This window comes from Nonomuraea sp. NPDC059023 (genome assembly GCF_042740095.1).
Lineage (GTDB): Bacteria > Actinomycetota > Actinomycetes > Streptosporangiales > Streptosporangiaceae > Nonomuraea.
In genome coordinates this window covers 131,753-146,825 of sequence record NZ_JBHYIO010000020.1, presented here as the reverse complement: position 1 = coordinate 146,825, position 15,073 = coordinate 131,753, and the positions used below count along the sequence as shown (strand labels likewise).

Sequence of the window (15,073 nt, the reverse complement as noted above, 5' to 3'; positions counted from 1 at the left end):
ATCTCTACCCTAGAACACGGGCACCAGAGACGACGCGGTAGATGTCACGCCAACGCTTACGTTGCGTGTCCGGTATCGAAGCGAACACCAGTCCCGGCTTGGCCATTCCCCCGTCCAGCACGACGACGGCGGCGACAGAGGACCGCTTGCCGTACTTGACCTGGTAGATCGTCGCCCAGCCGCCCTTGACCCGCTGTGAGGTCAGCCAGCGGACGGTGGCGCCCTTGGGGTGGAGGTTGAGCGTCCAGCGGGCGGCCAGCAGCGCGGTGTCGCGCGGGTTCTTCTGCGCCTCGATCGGGACGGGGCAGCTCACGATCATGCCGCGCTCGGCGCGGCCGCGCAGCTTGGGGAGCACCTGCTTGCTGGTGAACGGCGCGCCGCGGTGCCGCTTCCAAGGCCTGCCCAGCAGGGGTACGGCCACGCCGCTCCGCTTGTCCGCGAGCACGCGGCGGCCCGGCTTGGGCAGCACGGCCTTCTTCGGCTTCCCCGGCACCTCCGGCAGCCGGGGGTCGGCGTGGAAGGCCTCCATGGCCGTGTATCCGGGCGCCAGGGACGCGCCGGGCGAGGGCGTGGGCCGCGCCGCCGCCTGGGAGACCGACGGCGCCGGGCTGGGGAGCGCGGGCACGGCCGCGGACGGGGTGACGGCGGGCTGGGCCGTACCGGCGGGATGAACGTTGCCGGCGGGCGGAACGGCGGCCGGCGACCCGGACGGAGCACCGGACGGAGCGGCCGACGGAGCACCGGACGGGGCCGCCGACAAGGCACCGGAGGGGGCGGCGGATGGGACACCCGACGGGGCGGCCGGCAAAGCACCGGACGAGGTCGGCGGGGCGGTCGATGGCGCGGCGACCGGCCGTTCCGCGACCTCGTCCGGCCGGGAGGGAAGTGCGAGCACGACAGCGACGACGGCGACCGCCGCCGCGACGAGCACGGCGAGCCCGCGATAGACGTCCCGCATGCGCAGGTCGCCGATGCGGGAACGCCTTGGCGGGGAGGCGTTCTTCGGCTTGTCCGCCGTTGTCACACGGGAACCCACGGTCCCACCTTCCCCATCGAGCACGACGGGAGCGTACGACAAATCCAGCTATTGCGTGCAAGAAGCTATGGAAGTGTCATCATGGCAGGGTGCACCAGGTGGAGCTCCGATTCGATCCCGCCTCGCGGGAGACGCTGACCCACACCAACCTGTCCGCGGTACGTCACGACGGCGCCGGCCTCTGGCTGGCCGGTGACGAGACCGCCACGATCGAACACCTCGCCTGGAACGGCGAGCGCTACGACGACCAGCGAACGTTCCATCTGGCCGACTACGTGGACCTGCCCGCCGGCCCGCACGACGAGGCCGACATCGAGGGCCTGGCCAGGACCGACGGCCAGCTGTGGCTGGTGGGTTCCCACAGCCTCAAGCGGCGCAAGCCCAAGTCCAAGGACCCGGAGAAGGCCGCCAAGCGCCTGGCCACGGTGCTGCGCGAGGAGAACCGGTTCATCCTGGTACGCCTCCCGCTGGACCCGGTCACCAACAGCCCGCTGCCCGGCGAGATCATGTCCGGCAAGGAGAACCTGGCCCGGCACCTGGACGACGACGAGCACCTCGCCCCGTTCCTGGCGCTGCCCGGCAAGGACAACGGCCTGGACATCGAGGGCATCGCGGTCATCGGCCGGCGGGTCTTCCTGGGCCTGCGCGGTCCGGTGCTGCGGGGCTGGGCCGTGGTGCTGGAGGTGAACCCGGTCCCGGCCGACCGGGGCAGGCTGAGGCTGGCGACGCCATACAAGAAGCACTTCCTGGACCTGGGCGGGCTGGGCGTGCGGGACCTGTGCCCCTACGACGGTGACCTGCTGCTGCTCACCGGCCCCAGCATGGACCTGGACGGGCCGGTGCGGGTGGTGCGCTGGCGGGCGGGCAAGCACACGGACGTGGTCGGCGCCCAGGACCTGGAGACCGTCGCCGAGCTGCCGTTCGGGATCGGCTTCGACCATCCGGAGGGCCTGGCGATGCTGCCGGACGGGCGGTTGATGGTGGTCTACGACTCGCCGGGTCCGCACCGCCTCACCCCGCAGGGCGGCGTGCTGGCCGACATCATCGCGCTCTAGAGCCCGCCAGCCAGGGCGCCTCCGCGACGAACGTGCACGAGCCCGGCGCGATCTCGGTGAACCCGGCGTCGCGCACCACCGGCAGCCCGCTGCCGGACAGCGCGTCGAAGCGCTCGCGCGAGGGCGCCGTGCGCACGGAGACGGCCAGCCCGCGCTCGATCCAGGCCGCCCGCTCGGCCGTCCCGCTGGCCCACCAGGCCAGCTGGGCGGCGTGCCCGGCCTGCGCCATGGCCTTGCCCGCGCTCATCTCCAGCGCGGGGTTCTCCCACAGGACGGGCGGCTCGGCGGCCGGTACGGCGGCGCTGTCGGCCAGGTCGGTGCCGGACACCTGAAGCCGGGACAGGTCCTTGGGCCACCCGTCGAGCGGGACGGGCGGATGCACGCGGACCTCGGCCGACCGATGCTCGACGGTACGGCCCGGCAGCGCCAGCACCCGCGCCCACTCGGCCCCGCGCGCCCGGCGCACCACCTTGCGGATCTTCCCGGTGGCCTGCCAGGCGAGCAGTTCCTCGCTCCACTCCCCCGGGTCGGCCAGGACGCTCAGCACGGCCATGGCGGCCGCCTCCAGCGCGTCGGTGCGCTCGGGCGGCGCGGTCCGCTCGATCCTGACCACCAGCGGGAGGACCCTCAGTTCAAGCTCGTCGTTCATCGCTGACCAGCATGCCCGACGGCGTCCCCGCGAGCGGGCGCGACCCCCTTCCGATGGCCAGCGAGAGCGCGGCGGCGACCAGGCAGAGCGCGCCGGCGGCGTACCAGGCCAGGTCGTAGGTGCCGAGCTGGTCGCGGGTGAGGCCGGCCAGCACGGCGGCGATCGCGGCGCCGATCTGGTGGGAGCCGAACACCCAGCCGAACACCACGCCGCCGTCGGCGCCGTAGATCTTGCGGCAGAGCGCGACGGTGGGCGGCACGGTGGCCACCCAGTCGAGGCCGTAGAAGATGATGAAGACGAGCATGCTCGGTTCGGTGGTGGCGGCGAACAGCCCCGGCAGCACCATCAGCGACAGTCCGCGCAGCGCGTAGTAGACGCCGAGCAGGATGCGCGCGTCCATCCGGTCGCTGAGCCAGCCGGAGGCGACGGTGCCGACGACGTCGAAGATCCCCACCAGCGCGAGCAGCCCTGCGGCGCTCGCCTGGGGCATGCCGTGGTCGTGCGCGGCGGGGATGAAGTGGGTGCTGACCAGTCCGTTGGTGCTGGCGCCGCAGATGGCGAAGCCGCCGGCCAGGAACCAGAAGGGCCGCGTGCGCGCCGCCGACCTGAGCACCGACAGCGCCCTGACCGCCGCGTTGACGGCGGGCGGCTCCGTACGGCCCGCCCCCGGCTCGGCCCCCAGCGCGGTGGTGCCCACGTCGGCCGGGTGGTCGCGCAGCAGCCACCACACGAGCGGGACGACGACCAGCGCGCACCCGGCCACGGTCAGCGAGGCCACCCGCCATCCCGGCCCCTCGGCCAGGTGGGCCAGCACGGGCAGGAAGATGAGCTGCCCGGTGGCGCCCGCCGCGGTGAGCAGGCCGGTGACCAGGCCGCGGTGCCGTACGAACCAGCGGTCGGTGACGGTCGCGGCGAAGACCAGCGCCATGGAGCCGGTGCCCAGCCCGACCAGGACGCCCCAGAACAGCAGGAGCTGCCACGACGCGGTCATGGCCAGGGTGCCGCCGCTGCCCGCCGCGACCAGCAGCAGGGCGACCGAGACCACGCGGCGCATGCCGAAGCGGTCCATGAGGGCGGCGGCGAAGGGGGCGGTCAGGCCGTACAGGACGAGGTTGATGGAGACGGCCAGCGAGATCGTCGCGGTGGACCAGCCGAACTCGCGCTGGAGCGGCTCTATCAGGACGCCGGGGGTGGCGCGGAAGCCGGCGGCGCCGAGGATGGCCACGAAGGCCACGGCCGCCACCAGCCAAGCACGGTGCAGTCTTCTCACCGGATCATGCTGATCGATCCGGCGACGCGGGCGAAAGTGGCCGGAGGGCCAATATGTGAAAGAATCAGGCCATGGTGCATCGTGTCGCGGTCGTCGTGCTCGACCAGTTCGCCACGCTCGACCTCGGTGTGCCCGGCCAGGTGTTCCGGGTGGCGGAGACGCCGGACGGCGAGAAGCTCTACGAGATCGTGACGTGCTCGCCGGGCGGGCTGCCGGTGCGCTGCGACGCCGGGTACTCGGTGACGCCCGACCACGATCTCGGCGTGCTCGAGACCGCCGACACCGTGCTCGTGACCGGCGTGCACGGCGGCCCGGTGATGGTGGACGGCACGCTCCCCGGCGACGTGCGCGCCGCGCTCCAGGGGCACCGGCGCGTCATGTCGATCTGCACGGGCGCGTTCGTGCTGGCCGCCGCCGGGCTGCTCGACGGCCGCCCGGCCACCACGCACTGGCGGGAGGCGGCGCGGTTCGCGTCGTTGTTCCCGCTGGTCGAGCTGGACCCGGACGTGCTGTACATCGACGACGGCGACGTGCTCACCTCGGCGGGTGTGGCCGCCGGGCTCGACCTGTGCCTGCATGTGATCAGGCGCGACTTCGGCAGCGAGGTGGCCAACCGGGCCGCCCGCCGGTGCGTGATGCCGCCCTCGCGTGAGGGCGGGCAGGCGCAGTACATCGACCGGCCGCTGCCCGACCCCGCCGGCACCAGCACCGCGGCCACCCGCGCCTGGATGCTCGGCCGGCTGGCCGAGCCGCTCGACCTGGCCACGCTGGCGGCGCACGCGGGCATGAGCGTGCGCACGTTCACCAGGCGCTTTCGCGAGGAGACCGGGCTGAGCCCGGCCAAGTGGCTGACCGGGCAGCGGGTCGGGCACGCCAGGGACCTGCTGGAGGCGACGGACCTGCCGGTGGACGAGGTGGCCAGGCGGGCCGGGTTCGGCACGGCGGTCTCCCTGCGCCAGAACCTGCACGCCGCGGTCGGGGTCTCGCCGCTGGCCTACCGCAACACGTTCACGCGGGCGGTTCAGGTCTGACGCCGCGAGCCGGCGTGCTCCTTGAGGAAGTCGACGACGTCCTCGGGCAGCGGGGTACGCAGCGCGAGCCGGAACGAACCCGTCTCCGGCTCCCGCACGATCAGCGAGTGGCCGGTGTAGACGAGCGTGGCACGCGTCAGGTCGACCCGGACGGTCCGGTACGCGACCTTCCTGACCAGCGTCGTCCCCTCCAGCCAGGCCGCCGTGCCGCGCCTGAGGAAGATCCAGACCCCGATCAGCCCCAGGATCGGGATCCCGGCGAACAACCCCAGCGTCACCGCGGTCTGGAACGTCGTCATGCCCGCGCCCAGCGCCGACATGCTGGCCATGGCCACGAGGATCAGCACCACGAGGCTCGCGCAGCCGCATCCGCTGCGCAGGCCCGCACCCAGCGAGACGTCGAGCTTGATAGGGGAGGTCACGTCCCTAAAATAGCGGCGTGGTCGAATGGGTGGAGCGGCCACCTGCCTTGGAGAGTTGATGATCAATCCCCTCAACGTCCAGCTCTACTCCGTCCGCGACCCTTTGTCAGCCGACCGTGACGGAACGCTGCGCCGGATCGCCGGCATCGGCTACCGCGCGGTCGAGCCCTTCGACCCCATGAACGACCCCCGGGGCATGCGCGAGCTCTGCGACGAGCTCGGCCTGGCCGTTCCGAGCACCCACGCGTACGCGCTGCTCGGCGAGGAGACCGGCCCCGTCTTCGAGGCCATCGCCACCCTCGGCGCCGAGCTGGCGATCATCCCGGGCGGCATCGCGCACGAGGAGTTCACGAGCCACGACGGCCTGCTGCGCACCTCGGAGCGACTGCTGGCCCTGGCGGAGCAGGGCCGCGAGTACGGCGTGCGGATCGGCTACCACAACCACTGGTGGGAGATCGAGCCGATGATCGACGGCCGGCACGCGCTCGAACTCCTGGCCCCCGAGATCTTCCTGGAGGTCGACACCTACTGGGCCTACGTCGGCGGCGCCGACGTGCCCGCGCTGCTGCGCCGCCTCGGCGACCGGGTGCTGGCCCTGCACGTCAAGGACGGGCCGGGGGTGAAGGACCAGCCGCACACGGCCGTCGGCTCCGGCGTCGTGCCGGTGCCGGAGATCCTGTCGGCCAAGCCCGGCGCGCTGCGGATCGTCGAGCTCGACTCCTGCGACGGCGACATCTTCGACGCCCTGGCCGCCAGCCACGCCTACCTCAGCGCGCTGGAGGTGCGATGACCGGCGTGGCGATCGTCGGCGCCGGTGTGATCAGCGCCGCCTACCTGCGCGTCCTGGCCGACTTCCCGGAGATCGAGGTGATCGGGGTCGCCGACCTCGACACCGCGCGGGCGGCCGCGGTCGCCGCCGAGCACGGGGTGCCGGTCTCCGGCGACCTGGCCTCTGTGCTGGCGGTGCCCGAGGTCGAGATCGTGGTCAACCTCACCGTGCCGGCCGCGCACGCGGCCGTCGGCCTGGCGGCGCTGCGGGCCGGCAAGCACGTGTACGGGGAGAAACCGCTCGCGCTCGACCTGGACGAGGGCGAGAAGCTGCTGACGGAGGCCGAGGGGCTGGGATTGCGCGTGGGCAGCGCCCCCGACACCTTCCTCGGCGCCGGGCTGCAGTCGGCGGGGCGGGCGCTGCGCTCGGGGATCATCGGCGAGCCTGTCGCGGTCACCGCGGCCGTGCAGGGGATGGGGCCGGAGGCGTGGCATCCCAGTCCCGAGTTCTTCTATCTGCGGGGCGGCGGGCCCATGTTCGACCTCGGGCCGTACTACCTCACGGCGCTGGCCGCGCTGCTCGGCCCCGCCGTACAGGTGGCGGGCAGCACGCGCAGGGCCCGTGAGGTGCGGGTGGCGGGCGCGGGACCGAGGGCGGGCACGACGTTCCCCGTCGAGGTGGCCACGCACGTGCACGCGCTGATCGACCTGGCGAGCGGGCCGTCGGTGTCGGCGACGTTCAGCTTCGACTCGGCCGTCCCGAGGCGGCGGATCGAGATCCTCGGCACCGAGGGCGCGCTGTCGCTGCCCGACCCCAACACCTTCGGCGGGCCGCTGCTGGTGCGCGGGCCGCGGGAGGCCGACTGGCGCGAGCTGCCCGTCGAGGGCTCGCAGGTCGGGCGTGGCATGGGCGTCCTGGACCTGGTCAGGTCGCTGCGTGACGGCACGCCCCACCGGGCCTCCGGCGCGCTCGGCCTGCACGTCCTGGAGATCATGACCGCGATCACGGAGTCGGCCGAGCGGGGCGAGTTCCGGCGCCTGCGCACGAGCGCCCCGCTGCCAGAACCGCTGCCGGACGGCTGGCTGGACTGATCGGAGGGGGTCGGGGAACCGAAGCCGGGATCCGCGCGTTGACCGGGACATGCGTAGCTCCTTCTTCGGCAACCTCGACCCCCAGCAGGCGCAGGGCTCCTTCGCGCTGCAGAACACCAAGATGCTGCGGGTACGGCTGCCGCAGGAAGTCCTGGCCCGCCAGGGCTCCATGGTGGCCTTCCAGGGCCAGATGACCTTCGACTACGAAGGCTCGGGCGGCGTGAGCAAGCTCTTCAAGAAGGTCATGACCGGCGAGGGCGTGCCGCTCATGCGGGTGAAGGGCGACGGCCTGCTCTACCTCGCCGACAACGCCGACGACATCCACCTGTTCTACCTGGAGAACGAGGGCCTGACCGTCAACGGCCGCAACCTGCTGGCCTTCGAGCCGCAGCTGGCCTGGGACATCAACCGGGTGCAGGGGGCGGGCGTGGCCGCCGGGGGGCTGTTCAACACCACGGTCACGGGAACCGGCTGGGTGGCGGTGACCGCCCACGGCAGCCCGGTCATGCTGGACGCGGGGCAGGCGCCGACGTTCGCCGACGGGCAGTCGGCGGTGTGCTGGAGCGCGGGGCTCAACGTGGGCGTCAACCGCACCTTCAAGGCGGGAGCGCTGATCGGGCGGGGCAGCGGCGAGGCCATGCAGCTGGCCTTCCAGGGGCAGGGCTTCGTGCTGGTGCAGGCGAGCGAGGGCCCGCCGATCCCGTCCGCGTCCTAGGCGCTCAGCTTTTCGCACAGGTCCCAGACCGCGTCGCGGACGCGCTCGTCCAGCACGGTCCCGGGCCACGGGCGGCGCCGCAGGTTCTGGCCGAAGTAGGCGCCGCTCACGCCGTCCACCTCGTCACTGGCGGCGAGGTGGACGCTGGAGCGCGCGGGCTTGGCCAGGTCGCCGAAGGCCAGCGGCGCGATCAGCCTGACCAGCGGCGCCAGGGGCCGGTAGACGTAGGGGAAGGCGGACATCGCGATCTGCCGGTTCATCGGCGTGTCGCCGTGGCCGGGGTAGACCACGTTGACCGCCACGTCGTGCTCGCGCAGCCGTTCCGCCATCCGGTGGCTCATCGCCATGAGCATCGTCTTGGTGTGGTTGTACTGGCTGAACGTCCAGCCCAGGAAGCGCTTCTCCGCCTGTAGGTTGTCCAGCTCGATCGGGGCGCCGGGGATGCCGCCGGTGACGTTGACGACCCGGCCGCCGCCGCGCAGCAGCGGGAGCAGTTCCCAGGTGAGCGTGTAGGGCGCCAGCACGTGGGCGGCGAACATCGTCTCCACGCCGTCGGCGGTCAGCCGCCTGCTGCCGGTGTTGGCGCCGGCGTTGTTGACGAGCGCGTCGAGCCGGCCGCCGCGCTCGCGTACGCGGGCGGCCAGCTCGCGCAGGCCGCGCAGGTCGGACACGTCGGCGGTCATGGCCTCGGCCCGGCCGGTGCCGCGGGCCAGTTCGGTCGCGGCCGCCTCCGCACGGGCGGGATCGCGGCCGACCAGGATCACGTGCGCGCCGCGGGCCACCAGGGCGCGCGCCGTCTCCTTGCCGATGCCCGCGGTGCTGCCGGTGATCAGGACTGTCTTCCCGTGCATGCCATCTCCCATCAGAGCGATGGCCTAAAAGTGGCATCTAGTGCCACAAATGTCAACGGGTATACTCCGGGCATGACGGGATTGAGGGAGCGGACCAAGCGCGCGGTGCGCGCGGAGGTTGTGGAGGTGGCCAGGCGGCTGTTCGCCGAGCGCGGCTTCGACGAGACCACGGTGGACGACATCGTCCAGGCCGCCGGCATGTCCAAGCGCAGCTTCTTCCGCTACTTCCCGGTCAAGGAGGACGTGGTCCTGGGCGAGATCGACTTCATGGGCGAGCGGATCGCCGCGGAGATCGCGGCCCGCCCGGCCGGAGAAGACGCCTGGACCAGCCTGCGCACGGTGCTGCGTACATGGGAGCAGCGCATCGACGACGAGCGGCAGGCGCTGGAGCGCCTGCGGCTGATCGAGTCGAGCCCGTCGCTGCGGGCCCGCTACCACCAGAAACGGGATGAGACGCGCGAGCAGATCGCGCGGGCGGTGGCCGCCCGGCCGGGGCTGGACCCCTTCACCGCCGACCTGCTCACCGCGGCGGCCGGGGCCGCCCTTGACTGCGTGGCGCGCGCCTGGACGCGCTCCGGCGGGCGAGCCGACCGGCTCGCCCTCGTCGACCAGGCGTTCGCGCTGTTCGCCCCTACACGGGCAGGACGCTGACGTCCCCGGAGCCGGCCTTGACCGAGACCTTGCGGGTGGCGGACGGGTCGTTCTTCACCGAGACGTTGGCGTCGCCGGAGTCGGCGACGGCCTGGATCGCGTACGGCCCCGCGGGCAGCTCGATCACGGAGTTGCCGGAGCCGGTGACCAGGTTCACCTCGTCGGGGGCGGCGGCGTAGGTCAGCTTGGTGTCACCGGAGCCGGTCTTCACCGAGACCGTCTTGCCGAGCAGTCCCGTGCCCACCAGATCCCCCGAGCCCACACTGGCCACGATCGGCCCGGTCACGCCCTTGAGCGCGATGTCCCCCGAGCCGGTCTCCAGGTCGAGCTGGAGACCCTTGGGCACCTCGATCTTGTAGTTGACGCTGCAGTTGTCCATGGCCGCCGGGCAGTCGTACTTCATGACCAGCGTGTCGCCCTCGACCTTGTGCTCGGTCTTGGGCTTGTCGGAGTTCCACTTCAGCGTCTCCACGACCTTGATGGCGCCGCCGGTGCCCTCGCGGATCTCGGTGTCGCCCGAGCCGCCGGCCAGGCGGAGCTTCACCACCTTGTCCGTCACCGAGTAGTCGACCGTCTCCTGGTTGGCCGCCTTCCCGATGTTCTGCAGCCCGCACCCCGTCAGCAACACCGCGGAGGCCAGCAGGCCGCCCGCCAACACCATCGTCTTCATGACCGTCATCCTGTCGAACCGGGCCTGCGCCCCACATCCGGGTACACCCCTGACCCGCCCTCGGGGGAACCCCGGGAGGTCAGCCGCGGATGCGGGCCGAGATACGGTCCACGTCACGGCGTTCGGCCTCCGGCAGGGGCGCGCCCGCCGACGCGCGCAGCCGCGCGGCCTGCTCCAGCAGCGCGGCGGCCTCGGCGTTCTCGCCCGCCAGTGAGCGGGCCCCGGCCAGGCCCTCCAGGGCGAGCGCCTTCGCGCGGGGATCGCCGCTGCTGCGCGCCGCGGCCAGACCCTCCTCGTGCAGGCGGCGGGCGCGGCCGGCGTCGCCGCGCAACTCCGCGACGAAGCCCAGCTCGGCCAGGAGCAGGGCCATGCCGTAGTCGGCCTCCAGCGCGCGGGTCCACGCCAGCCACCGGTTCAGGTGCGCCTCCGCGTCGTCGAGGCGGCCCTGACGGCGGGCCACCATGCCCAGCCCCACCTCGGCGTACTGCACCCCGAACGTGTGCGAGCACTCCTGGGCCACCCGCAGCGCCCGCTCGTGGTGGCGTACGGCCGCCTCGTAGTCGCCCGTGAGCATGGCGATGCGGCCGAGGCCGGACAGCCGGAAGGAGACGTCCAGGTACAGGCCGACCTCCTCGGCGATCCGCACCCCCTCGGCGTGCAGGGCGGCGGCCCGCTCGTAGTCGCCGTTGACCTCGGCGAGGAAGCCCAGCGTGTCGCCGATCTGGACCTGGCCCCAGCGTTCGCCGAGCCGCCGGAAGCGGCGCGCGCTGTCGGAGCCGTGGCGTTCCAGCCCGGCCAGGTCGCCGCGGAACGTCGCCTGCCCCGCCTTGACGGCGAGCACGGCGGCCAGGCCCCACGCGTCGCCGGTCTCGGTGAAGTCGTCCAGGGCGACCTCGGCCAGCTTCTCGCTGGCCGACAGGTCGCCGAAGTTCAGGTGGGTGAAGGCGAGGAACCACGCCGCCATGCCGCGTGCCCGCGGGTCGGCTTCGAGCAGGTCCAGGGCGCGCCGGCTGCGCTCGCGGCGGTCCTCGCCGTCGGCGTCGAGCAGCGCGAAGCCGGTGTGCCAGGCCAGCACCCGGCCGTCGGCGGTCAGCTCCAGCACCGCGCCCATCGCCCGGTACGCCTCCCGGTGACGTCCGCGCAGATACCAGTACCAGGCCAGCGCGGTCACCAGCCGCACCGCGAGCCCGGCCGCGCCCCGGTGGAGCGCCTCGTCCAGGACGTTCCTGAGATTGGCCGACTCGTCGTCCAGCCGGTCCAGCCAGCGCCGCTGGTCCTCGCCATGCAGGTACGGCGCCGCCCGCCCGGCCAGGTCCGCGTAGTGGTCGTCGCGGCGGCGGCGTACCTCGTCGAGCTCGCCGGCGGCGCACAGCCGTTCCACGCAGTAGGCCGCGACCGACTCCAGCAGCCGGTAGCGCGCCCCGTCCGCGGTCACGACCAGCGAGCGGTCCACGAGCCGCGACAGCAGGTCGAGAACGTCGTCCGCGGCCACCTCCCCGCCCGCGCAGACCTCCTCGGCCGCCTCCAGCGTGCAGCCCTCCGCGTGGACGGCCAGGCGGCGCAGCACCACGCGTTCGGGCTCGCTGAGCAGCTCCCAGCTCCAGTCGATCATCGCGCGGAGGGTGCGCTGGCGGGCGGGGGCGTCGCGGCGGCCGGAGGCCAGCAGCCGGAACCGGTCGTCGAGACGCTCGGCCAGCCCGCGTACGCCCAGCGCGCGGACCCTCGTGGCGGCCAGCTCCAGCGCGAGCGGGAGGCCGTCGAGGCGGCGGCAGATCGCGGCGACGTCGGCCGCGTTGCCCTCGTCGAGCGCGAACCCCGGTGCGGAGGCGGCGGCTCTGGCCACGAACAGGCGTACCGCTCCGGCCGCGCGCAGGGTGGCCAGGTCGGCGTCCGGCTCGGGGGCGCGCAACGGCGGCACGGCCAGCAGGACCTCGCCGGTCAGGGCCAGCGGCTCCTGGCTGGTGGCCAGCACGCGTAGCTCCGGCACCTCGCGCAGGAGGATGCCCGCCAGTTCGGCGACGGGTTCGATGAGGTGCTCGCAGTTGTCCAGGACGAGCAGGGTTCCCCGGCTGCGCAGGGCGCCGACCAGGCGCCGGATGATCCGCGGCACCTCGGCCGCCGTGGCCTCGGGTGTGGGGGCCTCGTCGCGGAGGTCGAGGGCGGTGGCGATCGCCTCGGCCACCTCGTCGGCGTTGGCGCTTCCCGGGCGGTGCCGTCCCGCGAGCTCGACCACGAGCGCGCCGTCGAGGCCCCCGGCGGCGGCCAGCGCGAGCCGGGTCTTTCCCACGCCGCCGGGGCCGGTCAGCGTGACCAGCCGCGCCGTGCCCAGCGTCGCCCTGACCTCGGCCACCTCCTGGTCCCTGCCGATCAGCTCCGACGGGGAGAGCGGCGCACGGGGCCGCAGGCCGGGCGCGTGTTCGAGGATGGCCTGGTGGAGTGCGGTCAGCTCGGGGCCGGGGTCGAGGCCGAGTTCCCCGGCCAGTTGCGCGCGCAGGTCGGCGAAGGCGGCCAGCGCCTCGGCCTGGCGGCCGGAGAGGTAGAGGGCCCGCATGTGGGCGGCGCGCAGGCGCTCGCGCAGCGGGTGGGCGGCGGCGAGGCCGGCCAGCTCGCCCGCGAGCGCCCCGTGCTCGCCCAGCTCCAGGCGGGCCTCGGCGCGTTCTTCCAGCGCGGTCAGCCGTTGCTCTTCGAGGCGGGCGATCGCGGCCGTGGCGAACGCCTCGTCGCGGAAGCCGGCGAAGGCGGGGCCGCGCCACAGCGCCAGCGCCCGGCCCAGGATCGCGGAGCGCTCGCGGGGGTCGGCGCTGGCCCGGCCTTCGGCCAGCAATGTGGTGAAGCGGCCGCTGTCCACGGAGTCCGGGTCGATCCGCAGGAGGTAGCCGGCGGGGCCGTACGCCACGAGGTCCTTGACACCCAGCGCCCGCCGCAACTGCGAGACCTTGCCCTGCAGCGAGTTGGCGGGGTCGCCCGGCAGGTCGTCGCCCCACAGGTCGGCGGCCAGGCGGTCGGCGCTCACCGGGCGGCCGGGCTCGACGAGCAGGTCGGCCAGGAGCGCGCGCACCTTCACCTCGGGGACCCGCACCGGCTCACCGCCGTCCGTCCACACCTCGAGCGGGCCGAGCACCCCGAAACGCATGGCGTCCAACCTACCCTCAGACGGCCCTCAGCCGACCGTCAGCGCCCACGGCCACCCTGACCGCATGAGAACCGACATCGAGCTCAAAGCCGGCCCCAAGGAGTGGATCGGCCTGGCCGTCCTGGCCCTGCCCACGTTGTTGCTGTCGCTGGACGTCACGGTGCTGCATCTGGCGGTCCCGCACCTGGGCGCCGACCTGAAACCATCCAGCACCCAGACCTTGTGGATCATCGACATCTACGGCTTCATGATCGCCGGTTTCCTGGTGACGATGGGCACGCTCGGCGACCGCATAGGACGCCGCCGGCTGCTGCTGACGGGCGCGGCGGCGTTCGGGGCAGCGTCGGTGCTGGCCGCCTACTCCACCAGCGCCGAAATGCTGATCGCCGCCCGCACGCTGCTGGGGGTGGCCGGTGCCACGATCATGCCGTCCACGCTGTCCTTGATCAGCAACATGTTCCGCGACCCGCGCGAGCGCGGGCTGGCGATCGGGGTGTGGGCGACGATGTTCTCGGTCGGCATCGCGCTCGGGCCGGTCGTGGGCGGGCTGCTGCTGGAGAACTTCTGGTGGGGGTCGGTGTTCCTGCTGGGCGTTCCGGTGATGGCGATCCTGCTGGTGGCGGCGCCGTTCCTGCTGCCGGAGTTCCGCGACCCGGGCGCCGGGCGGCTGGACCTGCCGAGCGTCCTGCTGTCGCTGGCGACCCTGCTCCCGATCACCTTCGCGATCAAGGAGCTTCCCGTGTACGGCCCGCGTCCCCTCCCCCTGATCGCCCTGGTGGCCGGGCTGGCGGCGGGAGCGGCCTTCGTGCGCAGGCAGCGGCGGCTGGCCGACCCGCTGCTCGACCTGAGGTTGTTCGGCAACCGGGCCTTCAGCGGCGCCCTGTTCATCATGCTGATCAGCCTGGCCACGCTGGGCGCCGTCTACCTGTTCGTCACCCAGTACCTTCAGCTGATCGCCGGGCTGCCGCCCCTGCGGGCGGGCCTGTGGCTGCTGGCTCCGGCGGTCGGCCTGGTCGTGACGTCGATGGCCGCGCCGCTGCTGGCCAGGCGGATTCCGGCCGGGCACGTGCTGGCCGGGTCGCTCGTGCTGTCGACGGTGGGGTTCGCGCTGATGACGCAGGTGACGACGGCGACGCCGCTGTTGCTGCTGGGCGCCTTCTTCCTGCTCTACGTGGGCTCGGGGCCGGTCAGCGTGCTCAGCACCGACCTGGTCGTGGGGGCGGCGCCGCCGGAGAAGGCGGGGGCGGCGTCGGCGCTCGGCGAGACCAGCGGCGAACTGGGCCTCGCGCTGGGCATCGCGATCCTGGGCAGCGTCGGGACCGCGGCCTACCGGGGCGCCATGACCGGCTCACCCGCCCTGGACGGCGTGCCGGCGACCGCCGCGGAAGGGGTGCGCGAGAGCCTGGCCACCGCGGTCGCGACGGCCGACGGGCTGGGGGCGCCGCTGGCCGGGCAGGTGCTGGGGGCGGCGAAGGAGGCGTTCACCGGCGGGCTCACCACGGTCGCGGCGATCGGCGCGGTGCTCATGGCGGGGGCGGCGGTGCTGGCGGTGGTCACCCAGCGCCGCTCGTGACCTACCGGTGGCGCGTGCGCGTACCGGGGCGCGCACGCGCCCCGGTCGCTTGTGCACATACCGGCCGCGTGTGCACGTACCGGCCGCGTGTGCACGTACCGGCCGCGTGTCCACGTACCGGCTGCGTGTCCACGTACCGGCCGCGTGTCCACGTACC

14 protein-coding genes are annotated in these 15,073 nt (G+C 73.4%); 7 read left to right on the top strand and 7 right to left on the bottom strand.

The window, feature by feature from the left end:
* Positions 1-4: 4 nt before the first annotated feature.
* A complete protein-coding gene (locus ACFWYW_RS31400; RefSeq protein WP_379641127.1) occupies positions 5-1,036 on the bottom strand; it encodes a hypothetical protein in 1,032 nt (343 codons plus the stop codon).
* 98 nt (positions 1,037-1,134) lie between these two features.
* Between ACFWYW_RS31400 and ACFWYW_RS31395 the strand changes: the two genes are divergently transcribed.
* The gene (locus ACFWYW_RS31395) at positions 1,135-2,091 is read left to right on the top strand and encodes a DUF3616 domain-containing protein (protein WP_379609372.1); all 957 of its coding nucleotides are present in this window, start codon (positions 1,135-1,137) and stop codon (positions 2,089-2,091) included.
* On the opposite strand, the gene ACFWYW_RS31390 is transcribed toward ACFWYW_RS31395, so the two are convergent.
* The gene (locus ACFWYW_RS31390) at positions 2,078-2,740 is read right to left on the bottom strand and encodes a peptidyl-tRNA hydrolase (protein ID WP_379609371.1); all 663 of its coding nucleotides are present in this window, start codon (positions 2,738-2,740) and stop codon (positions 2,078-2,080) included. The genes ACFWYW_RS31395 and ACFWYW_RS31390 overlap by 14 nt on opposite strands.
* Entirely contained in the window at positions 2,724-4,010 is a 1,287-nt protein-coding gene (locus tag ACFWYW_RS31385; RefSeq protein WP_379609369.1) for an MFS transporter, read from the bottom strand. Before ACFWYW_RS31385 ends, ACFWYW_RS31390 begins: the two co-directional genes overlap by 17 nt.
* 71 nt (positions 4,011-4,081) lie before the next feature.
* Between ACFWYW_RS31385 and ACFWYW_RS31380 the strand changes: the two genes are divergently transcribed.
* A complete protein-coding gene (locus ACFWYW_RS31380) occupies positions 4,082-5,041 on the top strand; it encodes a GlxA family transcriptional regulator (RefSeq protein ID WP_379609368.1) in 960 nt (319 codons plus the stop codon).
* On the opposite strand, the gene ACFWYW_RS31375 is transcribed toward ACFWYW_RS31380, so the two are convergent.
* Positions 5,032-5,463 (bottom strand): hypothetical protein, encoded by a 432-nt coding sequence (locus tag ACFWYW_RS31375; protein WP_379609366.1) that lies wholly within the window; start codon positions 5,461-5,463, stop codon positions 5,032-5,034. The two genes, ACFWYW_RS31380 and ACFWYW_RS31375, sit on opposite strands and share 10 nt — an antisense overlap.
* A gap of 58 nt (positions 5,464-5,521) precedes the next feature.
* On the opposite strand from ACFWYW_RS31375, the gene ACFWYW_RS31370 reads away from it, so the two are divergent.
* From ACFWYW_RS31370 to ACFWYW_RS31360, 3 genes are read left to right on the top strand one after another with little or no spacing between them, the layout of a single operon-like run.
* Positions 5,522-6,253: a sugar phosphate isomerase/epimerase family protein gene (locus tag ACFWYW_RS31370; protein ID WP_379609365.1), complete on the top strand. Its 732-nt coding sequence runs from the start codon at positions 5,522-5,524 to the stop codon at positions 6,251-6,253.
* Positions 6,250-7,323, top strand: coding sequence for a Gfo/Idh/MocA family protein (locus ACFWYW_RS31365; RefSeq protein WP_379609364.1), 1,074 nt, complete (start codon positions 6,250-6,252; stop codon positions 7,321-7,323). The genes ACFWYW_RS31370 and ACFWYW_RS31365 overlap by 4 nt, the downstream gene beginning before the upstream one ends.
* A 49-nt stretch (positions 7,324-7,372) precedes the next feature.
* Positions 7,373-8,038 (top strand): AIM24 family protein, encoded by a 666-nt coding sequence (locus tag ACFWYW_RS31360; RefSeq protein WP_379609363.1) that lies wholly within the window; start codon positions 7,373-7,375, stop codon positions 8,036-8,038.
* Here the strand turns inward: ACFWYW_RS31360 and ACFWYW_RS31355 are convergent.
* Positions 8,035-8,889 (bottom strand): SDR family NAD(P)-dependent oxidoreductase, encoded by an 855-nt coding sequence (locus tag ACFWYW_RS31355; RefSeq protein ID WP_379609362.1) that lies wholly within the window; start codon positions 8,887-8,889, stop codon positions 8,035-8,037. The two genes, ACFWYW_RS31360 and ACFWYW_RS31355, sit on opposite strands and share 4 nt — an antisense overlap.
* A 72-nt stretch (positions 8,890-8,961) precedes the next feature.
* Here ACFWYW_RS31355 and ACFWYW_RS31350 point away from each other — a divergent pair, with 72 nt between their 5' ends.
* The gene (locus ACFWYW_RS31350; protein WP_379609361.1) at positions 8,962-9,540 is read left to right on the top strand and encodes a TetR family transcriptional regulator; all 579 of its coding nucleotides are present in this window, start codon (positions 8,962-8,964) and stop codon (positions 9,538-9,540) included.
* Here the strand turns inward: ACFWYW_RS31350 and ACFWYW_RS31345 are convergent.
* Positions 9,521-10,210: a DUF4097 family beta strand repeat-containing protein gene (locus tag ACFWYW_RS31345; protein ID WP_379609360.1), complete on the bottom strand. Its 690-nt coding sequence runs from the start codon at positions 10,208-10,210 to the stop codon at positions 9,521-9,523. The genes ACFWYW_RS31350 and ACFWYW_RS31345 overlap by 20 nt on opposite strands.
* 79 nt (positions 10,211-10,289) lie before the next feature.
* Entirely contained in the window at positions 10,290-13,343 is a 3,054-nt protein-coding gene (locus ACFWYW_RS31340; protein ID WP_379609359.1) for a BTAD domain-containing putative transcriptional regulator, read from the bottom strand.
* Between the two features lie 64 nt (positions 13,344-13,407).
* On the opposite strand from ACFWYW_RS31340, the gene ACFWYW_RS31335 reads away from it, so the two are divergent.
* Complete coding sequence (locus ACFWYW_RS31335; RefSeq protein ID WP_379609358.1) at positions 13,408-14,916, top strand: MFS transporter; 1,509 nt, start codon at positions 13,408-13,410, stop codon at positions 14,914-14,916.
* The last annotated feature ends 157 nt before the right edge of the window (positions 14,917-15,073 follow it).